The 12994-nt window shown below is 29.2% G+C and carries 15 protein-coding genes; all 15 read left to right on the top strand.

All coding sequences use genetic code 11. The features are described from left to right. Positions 1–64: 64 nt before the first annotated feature. The 15 genes from QE109_RS02280 to QE109_RS02210 all read left to right on the top strand — a co-directional run bounded on the left by QE109_RS02280 (position 65) and on the right by QE109_RS02210 (position 12847). The gene (locus QE109_RS02280) at positions 65–970 is read left to right on the top strand and encodes a DUF4238 domain-containing protein (RefSeq protein ID WP_281092754.1); all 906 of its coding nucleotides are present in this window, start codon (positions 65–67) and stop codon (positions 968–970) included. A 705-nt stretch (positions 971–1675) separates the two neighbouring features. After that, positions 1676–2167 (top strand): hypothetical protein, encoded by a 492-nt coding sequence (locus tag QE109_RS02275; protein WP_281092753.1) that lies wholly within the window; start codon positions 1676–1678, stop codon positions 2165–2167. 261 nt (positions 2168–2428) lie between these two features. Further along, positions 2429–2650, top strand: coding sequence for an AbiH family protein (locus tag QE109_RS02270; protein ID WP_281092752.1), 222 nt, complete (start codon positions 2429–2431; stop codon positions 2648–2650). A gap of 32 nt (positions 2651–2682) precedes the next feature. After that, positions 2683–3432, top strand: a complete 750-nt coding sequence (locus QE109_RS02265) for an AbiH family protein (protein ID WP_342637108.1) — start codon at positions 2683–2685, stop codon at positions 3430–3432. Positions 3433–3713: 281 nt separating this feature from the next. Then, a complete protein-coding gene (locus tag QE109_RS02260) occupies positions 3714–4886 on the top strand; it encodes a C39 family peptidase (protein WP_281092751.1) in 1173 nt (390 codons plus the stop codon). A gap of 2 nt (positions 4887–4888) precedes the next feature. Then, on the top strand, positions 4889–5365 hold the full coding sequence (locus QE109_RS02255; protein WP_281092750.1) for a protease inhibitor I42 family protein: 477 nt from the start codon (positions 4889–4891) through the stop codon (positions 5363–5365). Between the two features lie 120 nt (positions 5366–5485). Then, entirely contained in the window at positions 5486–6214 is a 729-nt protein-coding gene (locus QE109_RS02250; RefSeq protein ID WP_281092748.1) for a hypothetical protein, read from the top strand. Continuing rightward, a complete protein-coding gene (locus QE109_RS02245; protein ID WP_281092747.1) occupies positions 6201–6728 on the top strand; it encodes a hypothetical protein in 528 nt (175 codons plus the stop codon). The genes QE109_RS02250 and QE109_RS02245 overlap by 14 nt, the downstream gene beginning before the upstream one ends. Before the next feature lie 84 nt (positions 6729–6812). Next, a complete protein-coding gene (locus tag QE109_RS02240; protein WP_281092746.1) occupies positions 6813–7751 on the top strand; it encodes a DUF4268 domain-containing protein in 939 nt (312 codons plus the stop codon). 110 nt (positions 7752–7861) lie between these two features. Beyond that, complete coding sequence (locus QE109_RS02235; protein ID WP_281092745.1) at positions 7862–8356, top strand: hypothetical protein; 495 nt, start codon at positions 7862–7864, stop codon at positions 8354–8356. A gap of 97 nt (positions 8357–8453) precedes the next feature. Next, positions 8454–9212, top strand: a complete 759-nt coding sequence (locus QE109_RS02230; protein ID WP_281092744.1) for a hypothetical protein — start codon at positions 8454–8456, stop codon at positions 9210–9212. 116 nt (positions 9213–9328) lie between these two features. Continuing rightward, positions 9329–9892, top strand: a complete 564-nt coding sequence (locus QE109_RS02225) for a GNAT family N-acetyltransferase (RefSeq protein ID WP_281092743.1) — start codon at positions 9329–9331, stop codon at positions 9890–9892. 550 nt (positions 9893–10442) lie between these two features. Next, the gene (locus QE109_RS02220; RefSeq protein ID WP_281092742.1) at positions 10443–11123 is read left to right on the top strand and encodes a TraX family protein; all 681 of its coding nucleotides are present in this window, start codon (positions 10443–10445) and stop codon (positions 11121–11123) included. A gap of 632 nt (positions 11124–11755) precedes the next feature. After that, positions 11756–12304: a hypothetical protein gene (locus QE109_RS02215; protein ID WP_281092741.1), complete on the top strand. Its 549-nt coding sequence runs from the start codon at positions 11756–11758 to the stop codon at positions 12302–12304. Between the two features lie 174 nt (positions 12305–12478). Then, a complete protein-coding gene (locus tag QE109_RS02210) occupies positions 12479–12847 on the top strand; it encodes a hypothetical protein (protein WP_281092740.1) in 369 nt (122 codons plus the stop codon). Positions 12848–12994: the final 147 nt, after the last annotated feature.

The following is a 12994-nucleotide window of genomic DNA, read 5'->3' as shown; positions in this document are numbered from 1 at the left end:
TAGTTTATGAATATGATAATTGAATTTATTCTATTTTCAACTTTATTTCGAGGTGAGATTATTTATGAGTGAACCTAGGAAACAACATTATGTACCACAGACATATCTAAGAAGATTTACTGTACCAAATCAAAAGTTACAAAAGGTTTTCACATTACATAAGGATAAAAATAAGATTTTTTTAACTAGCATAAGAGATACAGCAGCAGAAAGACATTTCTACACTATGCAGTCTTCTGATGACAAGTATAAATGGGAGAATGCTTATGCAGAGGTACTTGAGCCGATTTTGGATGATGTACTAACGAGTATAATAAAACAATCTAGTAGTGTACTTTTGCGAAATAACTCGTCAATACTTAATGATGAATTGAAACTAAAATTATCTATTTCCATAGTTAGTCAATTGTTAAGAGGAAAACAAAGCAGAGATTATCAGCAGATACTCTATGCAAAATTTGCGCCCTCGATTGTTCAAAAACTTCGAAAGTTGGATGTTCAATTAGATACTTCAAAGGAGAGAATCATTAGTGATTTCTTGGAAGGAAGTAAGTATTTTAAAGATGTATCATTCGATGTAACTTTTAGTCAAGATAGCATTGAGAAATACGTTAATATTTTGCTCAGAAAGAATTTTCTTATATTTAGAATTACTGGGGAAGCCGAATTCATAACAAGCGATAATCCTGTTATGTTAATGAATTCAATTTCATTGGAAGTGAAACCTTTTAGTAATGGATTATTAGATGATAGAACAGTTGTTTTCTTTCCAATATCCCCAAAACTTTTGGTTGCTATATATAGTTCAAATTACTTTTTTGGAGGGGTTTCAAATTATGATGGAATGGTTCTTTTCATTGATTCTCAAAAAGATAAGGCTTTTATTATGAATCACAATGTTAAGCAATTTGAACAGAGTTTTAATCAGGTATATTCGAAAGATAAAAAAGACCTTGAAGGATTTCTGTGAAGCGTCTATACAATTTGTAGTTACTTAATGCTTCCATTGATTCCATCGCCTAACACCATAGTCCCCGTCACTTGAAGCGACGGGACTACGAAGAACGTTATATGAAACCCTTAAAAGAGAAAAAGAAATTTGAATACAATAAAAGATAACATTTAAAGACGAATAAAAATTAAGCTAGAATAACATTTATGATAAAAGAGAGAAATTGCATATAAATCTCGAATAAGTAAAAGACAAAGTTTGGTTTTAGTTCTAATTATAGTAAAACCTAAGATTTTGTTTAGATTTAAGAAACTTGAGTTTCGGCTCAGTTTTTTTACATATAATTGAATGAAGAAATAGAGTTTATCCGAATAGATTCTATGAATTAAAAACCAAATTTGATTAAGTTCAAAAGCGAATTTGGCTTCGCCAAGTTAAAGTCAAAACAAATTAATAAAAGTGATTAAATATCAAAGGTAATAGTTAAAGTAAATTTCGATAAAGAACTTAACTCTGATGATTGATGAAATAGAAATTGGCTTCGCCAAGGAAAGATCAAAAGAAATTTAAGAACCTTAATTAGAATCAAAAGCGAGTTGAGCTGCGCTCAGAAAAGATAATCTCGCTGACGCTCGGAAAGGGCATCATATAACACACAATTTCCGTCACTTCGCGACGGAAACGGCAGAAACGTTAGACGAAATTTATCAGGAGGAAAACAAAATGCAAACAAAAAAAGTATTAAAAATGGCGGTTATCACACTTGGAATCTATTTTACATATCAAAGTAGTTTACCATTGCTATTAAAATTTGGATCAATTAGCATAGGCGGTGAATCAAAAAGCAACATAGATTTATTTACGATTGTTTCGAATTTATTAGTGCTTATAGTAGGATTAATTCTAATAATAAGACCAAAGTTAATAACGAAAAGTATTAAATATGATGAGGATGAAACTAACAGATTCATAGATTTATTTGCAATTGAGCAAATTATAGTAAAAATTGCGAGTATCCTATTGATAATGAATAATGTCCAAACATCAATTTTTCAAGCAGCTACAATTAATGAATACTTATCAATTGGAAATTATGAAAATCAAATAATATGGATGAAGATGAATATACTGATTAGAATAGCTTTGGCGATTGTTGGAATAATTATTTATTGGAAGTCTTATAGTATTTCTAAAATTTTATTTAAAGATAGATAGTCAACATTGTCAATTATCGAGGAATTAAAAATTCACTTTAAAAAATAACTATATTTTTTAGCCTAAACAATAAATATGATAAACAAAAAAGAAATTAGCTATCATTGCAACAGTTAAAGGATTTATCTTTATTGGATCAAAATCTAAACAATCAAATTCATCAAATCAAAAATAAAAATTAAACTTCGTCTAACACACCATTCTAGCCACTGAGGCGGCTAGAACGGTAAAACGTTAGACGAAAGAACAAGGAGGAAATAAATGAATTTAAATATTATTGGAAATGGATTTGATTTATATCATGGATTACCAAGTAGCTATAAAAATTTTGCGAAATATTTAATAAAAACCGAAGATGAATTTTATGAAGACTTCTGTAAAATATATAGAATTAAATATATGGAAATGGTTGGACCGTCAATAGCGCATGATTATATATTAACGGCAGAGGATATGTTTAGAGTTCATTTGAGGCGAAATTAGCAGATGTATCAGATGATTTTGTATTAAATCAAATTCCTGATGATTTAGGACTAGAGAATCCAGATCCAGTAGAGATTGAAATAAATGATGACATAATCTCAGAAACTTTAAAAAAGCATTTTACAAATTGGATTGAGAGAACTTTAAATATCAATGATAATTATAAATTACTAAAGAAAATATATTTTGAATCAGGGTATAAATTGGATTTAAAAAAAGAAGATTTATTTTTACAATTTAATTATACTCTGACATTAGAGAAAATTTATGATATTGATGATGAGAACATTTTGTACATTCATGGTAAATGTGGTGAAGATTTAATAGTTGGACATGGAAATGATGATAAAATTCGTCATATTGAAAATGAAATAGATGAACTAGAAAAAGATTATTTATATATCCAAAGCCAGAATAATAGAATAACTGAAAACTATTGTATTCTTAGATATTTACAAAAAACAAGAAAAGATACTGATTCGTGCCGCAGAGATGCAAAACTATTTTATAAAAGCAAGATTAAAAAAAATGTTGAAAAAATTTGTGTTTATGGTTTGTCAATGGGGGATGTAGATTTACCGTATTTAGAAGACATAAGAAAAATGTATCCTGAGGCGAATTGGTATTTTTATTGCTTTTCTGATGAAGATGAAAATAAAGCAAACTTTGTTGCAATTAATAATTTGAAGTTGAATAATCTAAAATATGAAACTATGAAATTTGATAATCCGTTATCAAGAGGCATAAGTAAAGTATTATTTGAGCTATATAACATTAAGTGAAGAATTAAGATATATTGTTCCATCGTCTAACACCATATCCTCATCACTTCGCGACGAGGACATGAGGAACGTTATGTGTCATCAAATAAATGATAGAAACTTAACGAGTTAAACTCAGTTATAGTTCAACAGCATTAAATGAATCAATGAATCAATAATTGAAGTTTAATACTTTAACAGAAAAAGGGGGATTTGGTTAATTTAATAGATATGATAAGTTTTTATGGCACATAAATTATGGAACTATTAAGAAAAATGATTCTTTAAAATGGAGGTCTAAAATGAAAAAGAAATTTAAGACAATTAATTTGTTACTAATCTGTATAATCTTGACTGCTACTGTACTTAATCCAATTGTTTTTGCAACCAAAATCAATTTCCAAGTTAACGAACCTAACTTGAATGATGACAGTATCTCTCGAGACATTATAATATTTGCAGAACATAATTTCAAAAATCAAATCAATGATTTTATTTTGAATAGTAACTTTTACGAAGTAACTGTTACAAATAAATATGACGTTCACCTTGCCACTCCAATCAGAGTATACGATTACAATATTGATAATATGACACTAAATTCTACAGAAATATATTATTTCCCAGTACTTGAGAAAAATGAACTAATTGGTACTTATGCAGTTGCAAAGCTTGAAAATGGTATATTGTCAGGAACACTTTCAAAAAGCTTTGCAGATAAATTTAATTATTTATCAAAAAACAACTATAAACCTGGAGTACATAAATTAATTAGAATCAAGTCAGCATTATTTTTATCGAATAATTCAAGCAAAGTCATAAATGAACTTGAAAGTGACACACCTAGTAATCTAGATATAGATAAATATAAAGAGGATATTGACAAAAAAATAGAAACATTACTTGATAAATCTAGTGTAGAAGAATATTCTTTTGAAAGCATAATTATTAATAGTAATCTAATATTTTCTGATCCTGGTGCTCCAGTTGACTATAAGTACTTATCTGTTCCAATTGTATTGCAAAACGGAATGAATTGGTGTTGTGCAGCAACCTGTGCTTCTATCCTAAATTATCGAAAGAGTTTAAATCTTACTGCAAGTGAAATTGTAACATATGTGTATGGCTCGCCAGTAAACCAAGGAGGAGCGTGGAGCGAAATAAAAAAAGCATATAATAACTGGGGATTGTATCCAAGTCAATATAATTATTTGACTTATTCTCAAGCAAAAAGTCTTTTAAAAAACAATATTCCCATTCACGCGGGTTTTTATTACTCACCTAATAATTGGGATTTATATGGTCATTCAATGACTATTAGAGGATTTGAAGAATATAGTTCAGTTGACAAATATTATCTTCTAATTGATCCAAATAAGAACTATGGTGTTTCAGTTACTGCTTATGATAATGGTAATAATGTTGCTTATATAATTAATGGGAATGTTTATTACTTGAATTACGCTAGGTATTAGCAATGATAAAGAAAAAAGGTATCATGATACTGCTTTTTATAATTACTATTGTTCTAATTGGATATTTGAAAGGAGTAGCTATGATAAATAATGACTTGGATTGTATTTATGTTAAAATAAATGACAATAAATGGGAGCAGGTCATAAATGCTGAAAATAGTAGTAAAACTATTAAAGTGAGTCCTGGAGACACCATTTATATATCCTTACTTGAGAATTCAACAATACTATATGAATGGCATATACAAACTGGAATCTTAAACGGATTAGAACTAACGGACAAATATAAAGAAATTAAACACAATCGAGTTGGATCTTTTATAAATGTAAAAGAAGGTGATAATTTTGATAGAGTTGTATTCGAGTTTTATGTAACAAAAGCTGGTGATGAAAGCTTGACTTTTACTTATCAACCGAAAGAAGATACTGGAATAAATGACTTTGAGAAACGGGAAATTAATTTGAAAGTACAAAAATAATTTCAAAATGACAACACATAACACACAGTCCTCGCAACTAAGGCTGCGAGGACTGCAAGAACGTTATGTGAAATCATTTTGATTTACATAAAATAGAAATTAAAATTTGAGGAGGATTATATGAACGAATTTTCATTACCAGCAACAAATTATGATGTAATCGAAAAAGTAATTATGAGCTATTCAAACCAAAAAAAACCTGTAACGAACGAAGATATTGCTCAAATTTCAGGATTACCTGAACATCAAGTAAGCAGAAATAATAAGTTTTTAGTAGAAAACGGACTAATCGAAGGTGGGAAAACAAAGAGTGTTACTGATATTGGCTCAAGGCTAGGAAGAGCATTGCAACATGGCAAAAGTGATATAGTAAGTGATATTTTGAAAGAAATTATTTCTGCTAATGAGTCCCTTTCAGAATTGATAACTTACGTAAGATTACAAAAAAATCTAGATAAAGATAAGTTTGCTGACCATATCCTTTATTGCTCAGGACAGGCTACAAATCAGTATTCAAAAGCTGGTGCTAAATGTATTGTAGATATATTTTTTTCATCAGGGATATTAGAAGAAAATGAAGGTACGTTAAAAGTATTAAGTAGTAAAGAAAGAGAAGAAAAAATGGAAATCAGTAATGAAGAGAAAAAAACAATTGATCTTTCTCAAGCTCAGGTGAATGAAGTAGCAATAAAGGAAGCGGATAATATCGATCCAAAGAGAGTGATATATAATCCAAATCCTTCGATTTCCATAAATATACAATTGCATTTACCAGAATCTAATGACCCTGAAATTTATAATAATATTTTTTCTGCATTAAGAAGGAACTTAATCGATGGAAAAGAATAACATTCAAATATATATTAATAAAGTAAAGAGCGCACAGGTTGAAATTGAGAGTATTCTTGAAAATAATGATTATTCTATTAAGCCTAAAATTATTACATTAAACAGTTTGCTAAAATCTATCTCTGGACTACCAATTGATATTCAAGATTACTTTAATGAGTCTATTAAATGTTTAGAAATGGATTTAAATAGAGCATCTATGATAATGGCTTGGGCAGGCTTTTTTCATGTATTTTCACAAAGAATGTATTTGGATAATGAAGATAAAATTCGGTTAAAAAGAGAAAAATGGAAGTTTAATAACCATCAAGAATTAAAAGAAAACTTTTCGGAATCTGCAATTATTGATGTTTCAAAAGACATTCAGTTCATAAGTAAATCTGATCTGAGAATTTATCAAGGTTACTTATCACAGCGAAACAAATGTGCTCATCCAACTTTGTATGTACCTACTAAAAATTATGCAATAGGATATGTGAATGAACTTATAGAATTAACAAGTAAGTATATATGACTTCATATAACACGCAGTCCTCGCAACTGAGGCTGCGAGGACTGTAAGAACGTTATCTGAAATGCAAAAAAACGGAGGAAAAACATGAAATTAAGTAAAATTGAACAAGTTCATCCAAGAGATATTTGGAAAAGTGAAGAAAAAGATTTTACTCCTTGGTTAGCTGATAACATTGATTTACTATCTGAATCGGTCGGATTTCCAATTGAGATAATTCAAATTGAAAAACGAGTTGGAAATTTTGAATTAGACATTTTAGGCAGGATAGAAGGAAGTGATAAGATTGTAGTAATAGAAAATCAATTAGAGATTAGTGATCATAAACATTTAGGCCAATTAATTACATATGCTTCTGGTCTAGATGCTTCAATTATAATTTGGGTAACCCCTATTATTAATGATGAGCATAAAACTTCGATTGACTGGTTAAATGAAATAAGTGATGAAAATAGAAATTTCTTTTTGATAAGACCAGAAGTAATAAAAATTGATGATTCTAATCCAGCAGTAAGATTTCATGTTGAGGCTGGACCAAGTGATTTTGAAAGAACAATAAAAAGTTTATTAGGAGAAAAAAGTAGCCCGAGACATGAGTATCGGAGAATATTTTGGAGAGAACTTTTAAGTTATTTATCAAAAAACGAATTTAAATGGGCAGATCATAGAAGAGAAACGTCGGATAGTTGGATGAATTTTCCGGTTGGAAATTCGAATTATTCATTAGGAGTATCAATTGCACATGGTTCAAGAATTAGAGTAGAACTTCAATTTGGATCGAGTGATGCAATTGTTAATAAGGAAAATTATGATAAGTACTTGATGATTTGTGATGAAATTAATCAAATATTCAATTGTGAAGTTAGTTGGGAAAGATTAGACTCAAAAATCACCTCAAGGATTGCAGTATATAGAGAATTTGATAAAGAAATTGTTTTAGAATCAGCAGAATATAAAATTGAACTATTTAAGTGGATACATCTAAATATGTTAAATATCAGAAAAGTATATAATTTGATTAAATAAGCACTTCAGATATCACCATATCCCCATCACTTCGCGACGGGGACGGCTGAACGTTAGATGAAATGCAAAAAAAGAAAAAGTGATAAAGAATAATTTAAAAAGAGGAAAAAATGAAATTATATCAAATAAAGAGACGAGTTGAAATTGCGATTGAAATGCTAAGAGTGAATGATAATTATTTATTGAAAAATGATGTAAATGAGAGAAGTATTACTCACAAATTGGCAATGTATTTAGATCAAACTTTTGGAAAAGAATATGATGTTGATTGTGAATACAATAGAAATATTGATGATTCTAGAAATAGAAAAATGATTGACATTATAATCAGTGAAGTGGAAAGTACAACCCAAAGTGTCTATCCTGATATAATCGTTCATAAAAGGGGGAGAAACGACGCCAATTTATTAGTTATTGAAGTAAAAAAATCAACTAATAGAGATAATGGTGATTTTGATATAAAAAAATTGGAATGTTATACAGACAGTAGCTCAAGTTCCAGTTTTACTTACACGTATGGTGTTTTTATTAAGTTATTTGCTTCTGAGGAAAAGTATATAAAACCGGAAGTATTATATTTTAAAAATGGAAAAAGAATTAGTTAGAAAAATTGCACTTCATCTAACACACAGCCCTCGCAACTAAGGCTGCGAGGACTGCAAGAACGTTAGACGAAAACCCAAGTGAAAAGAAGGAGAAAAAATGAGGAGAAATAAGATTATTGTATTATTGATTTTTATTATTTTATTAACAGCATGTAATCGTATCATTTCCTCAGATGAAAATAATAAAGAAAATCAAAATACTTCTGAAGAAATAAATTTACTTGAAGATAGATTAGTTATAAGTACATCTACACTTAATATGGATAGTGACGAAGCGTTAGAAACAGTTAAAATTATTGAAAAAGATAATTACAAATTTATTGTTGAATTTACAGAAGTACAAAACGATGTAATTAAAAGTGAAAATAGAATTGAACTAATTGGAAAAGTGAATTCCGTTTCTCAAGTTGATATTACTAATGATGGTAATACCGATATTTTAATATCAGCGGATGAAGGCGGTTCTATTGGTAGTACAATATACTATTACTTAAGCTATAAAGACAATAAATTGGTTAGTATGGACCTAAGTGAAATTATTAATGAAGAGAATTATGATTTTGAATTTGACAAAGACGGAGTAAATATTACAGGAAATAATATTGATGAATACATAAAGTTCAACAATAGAGTATTGAGCACTTTAGAAGAGTTAGAGGTATCAATCGCATCTGAGTATGAAGTGTTACCAGCAATATTTAGTTTTTCCAATACTTATAATCATGAAGTAATTATTACTGCAAAACGATTATTAATTGTTGAGCACAAGTTGAATTCAGTTGCAGAGATTAGAACTGACTATGTATTTTCTGATGGTTGGAAAAAGATAAAGACAATTATAGCTGTTGTAGACTAAAAGTTATATTATTGAAAAGAAAATGCATGGGTCATCGTCTAACACCATATCCCCATTTCTTCACGACGGGGACATGAGGAACGTTAGACGAAAGGTCAGAAAGGAGAATATACATAATGAATGACTTAGGTACAGTGAGGCTAGAGACAGAGAGATTAATTCTTAGAAAAGGAACATCAGTAGATACAAAAGAGTTATTTGAAAATTGTTCTTCAGATGACAAAATTACAAGATATGTAGTTTGGAATACACATAAGACACTGGATCAAACGATTGAGTTTTTAAATAAGTGGCAAGACTCATATGATGAAGAACACAGCTATAAATGGTTAGTTACTTTAAAAGAATCGAGAGAAATAATTGGAACAATAACTGTTGTATCAAGAAGTCTTATCCATAAGACATGCGAAATTGGATATGCATATGGTTCAAAATATTGGAATAAGGGTTATGCAACTGAGGCACTAAAAGAAGTAATTCGTTTTTTATGTAAAGATGTTGGATTTGAAACAGTTTACGCTTATTATCTTAAAGACAACGAAGCAAGTGGTCGGATTATGATTAAAGCAGGGATGAAATATGAAGGAACAGCAAGAAGTCGTATGATAGATAAAATTTCAGGTGAAAGGTTAGATCTAGTTCAATATTCGATTTTAAAAGAAGAAGTGATTTCAGCTTAACAGCCTTAAGTAAATATAAAAATAAGAGTTAAGACCCTTCATCTATCACCATATCCCCATCACTTCGCGACTGGGGATATGAAGAACGTTAGGCGAAATCGTAGAATAAATAAAGAGTTAAAGGTGAAAAAAAGATTAAACATATTATTAAAGAAAAAAATAATGTATGGATTATCATAGCATACATATTAATTTTAGTGTTAGTAAATAGTTTGCTTATTAACAAGTTTTCCATAAATCATTTTTTTGAAAAATCTATAATCTTTTCAATTGGAATGGATGCTAAAATTTTCGTGGTTTTGTTGCCATTTATTGTAATTGAAGAGAAAATTGAATATCGATCATAATGATCAAAGCGACTAATTAGAATAAATGCTGTGTTTTTAGCATCCTTAGCGTATATATGGTTTTTGGATTCAATAATTCTGTACTACAATTATTTTAAACTTTGGTTATCATTTGGAAAAAAAGCAAATAATTAAGTACTTAAACAAATTGAAAATGGTAAGCACGTTAGGAGAAACAGAACACTAGAAATAGGGGGGAATAAATGGGACAAAGTATATCTTCACCACGAATAACGAACAATCTTGACACTAATTTCATTAAAATGTTCGCAATAATAACTATGCTTATTGATCACATAGGGAAGATATTGTATCCAGATGTGTTGATATTGCAGATTATTGGTAGAATAGCATTTCCGTTGTTTGCATATTGTATTGTCGTTGGGGTACTTTACACAAATGATGTAAAGCAGTATGTTTTGAGGTTAGCACTTTGTGGTATAGTATCACAACCATTTTATGTATTAGCCTTTGATACAGACTGGCTTGTATCGAATATTTTTTTGACCTTGCTTGTTGGGGTTCTTGTGATACAAACTATTGTTGAAAGACGATGGATACTACTTGGATTACTGATTGTCTTTTCGGGTGTTTCTAATATTGATTATGGTTTAAGAGGAATTTTGTTGATGATAGTGTTTTACGTTTTCAGAGAGAACCCAAGAAAGTCAATACTAATGAGTACTTTGATTCTGATTTTGCCAACTGTAAATGATCTGATTTTCCAAAACCAGGATATGAGTATACAAGGGGTTTCGGTTCTGGCACTACCATTAATATACCTACATACGGACTTTAATTTAAGAATTAATAAGTTTGTATTTTATAGTTTTTATCCAATACATTTACTTACATTATACTTAGTTAAGAACTTTGTATTATAAGTTCCATTATATAAGGTTTCCGAGTTTAGCATCGCCTAACACGCCATTCCCATCACTGATGTGACGGGAACGGCTGAACGTTTACGAAACCCTTTAAAAGAGAAAAAGAAATTAGAATACAAAAAAAGACGCTATTTAAGATGAATATAAATTAAGTTAGAATAACATTTATAATAAAAGAGGGAAATTGCATATAAATCTCGAATAAGTAAAAGACAATTGTTAGTTTTAGTCCCAATTATAGTAAAACCTGAGATTTTGTTTAGATTTAAGGAACCTGAGTTTTGGCTCAGTTTTTTTACATATAATTGAATAATAAAATAGAATTTATCCGAATAGATTCTATGAGTTAAAAACCAAATTTGATTAAGTTCAAAAGCGAATTTGGCTTCACCAAGGTAAGATCAAAAGAAATATAAGAACCTTAAATAGAATCAAAAGCGAGATGAGCTACGCTCAGAAAAGATAAGGTCGCTGACGCTCGGAAAGGGCATCAAATAACACCGTATCCCCATCACTTCGCGGCTCGAACGGCAAGAACGTTAAGTGAAACTCGAGAAGATATTTAAAAAGAAAGTCAAAACAAAATTACAACAAGAAAATAAAACAATTAAATTTAATAAGGGGAGTATATGAATCGTAAGTCATTCACTCAAAAAAGAAAGATAATCACAAAAGTCATATTGATAACATTTTATAGTGCATTTATAGGATATTTATTAACGAGTTTACAGTGGATTGCTGATTGGAATTACAATTTTCATGAAATGTTATATATACCATATAATATTGCTTATTTTTTAGTACCTTTTGAATTGGTTTTATGGATATATTACGCTGCTAGATCCAAACAAGAAATAAAAGAAAATGGTTTTAAAACTAAGATAAAAGATTATTTGATGAATTTAACACTATTGATATCTTTAATCTTTATAGTTATATATTTTTATATTCAATCAATGACAATAACCATAGGAGGACTATTTGAAGTAGAACAAAAGATTCAAGAAAGAAATAATTATTATATTGAACTTAATCGCCAAAAAATAAGGTGTACTCACAGTGAATATAATTTGATTGAAGAGGGAAAAGTATATTTAGTTACATTTAGTTGGAATAAAAAATGGCCAGATAAAGGAACACTTGATCTAATTGAACCAACAGAAGTCATATTTGATTAGAATGATGAATCAAATTTAGCTTGGTTAAGAATACACTAATATGGATTACTGTTATTGATAAGAAGAAAACAGAACATAATGCGAGCATCGCTTAACACCGTATCCCCATCACGACTGGGACACGAAGAACGTTAGGCGAAATCGTATTATAAATAAAAAGCAAAAGGTGAAAAAATGATTAAACATATTATAAAAGAAAAAAATAATGTATGGATTATCATAGCATACATATTAGTATTAGTTTTAATAAATGGTTTGCTTATTAACAAGTTTTCAATAAATAATTTTTTTGAAAAATCTATAATCTTTTCATTTGGAATGGTTGCTAAAATTCTTTTGGTTTTGGTGCCATTTATTGTAATTGAAGAGAAAATTGAATGTCGATCAAAATGGTCAAAGAGACTAATTAGAATTAATGCTGTGTTTTTAACGTCCTTAGCATGTATATGGTTTTTAGATTCAATAATTCTGTACTGTAATTATTTTATACTTTGGTTAGCATTTGGGATAAAAACAGATAAATTAATTACTGAAACAAATTGATAAAAGAATAAAGCGACTACGCCTAACACGACATTTTCCTACATTCTTTCCATTGTCACAAGCCTTGCGCCACTTTTTCTGCTAAGGCGTTAAAAAGAAGGAACGTCGGAAAAGTTATATGCCATTTTTGTACTTAAAGATATTTAT

Origin of the sequence: Fusibacter bizertensis (genome assembly GCF_029914245.1) — a bacterium.
GTDB classification, from domain to species: Bacteria; Bacillota; Clostridia; order Peptostreptococcales; family Acidaminobacteraceae; genus Fusibacter_C; species Fusibacter_C bizertensis.
Note: the sequence above shows the minus strand (reverse complement) of the source record. Positions and strands in the feature narration are given on the sequence as shown.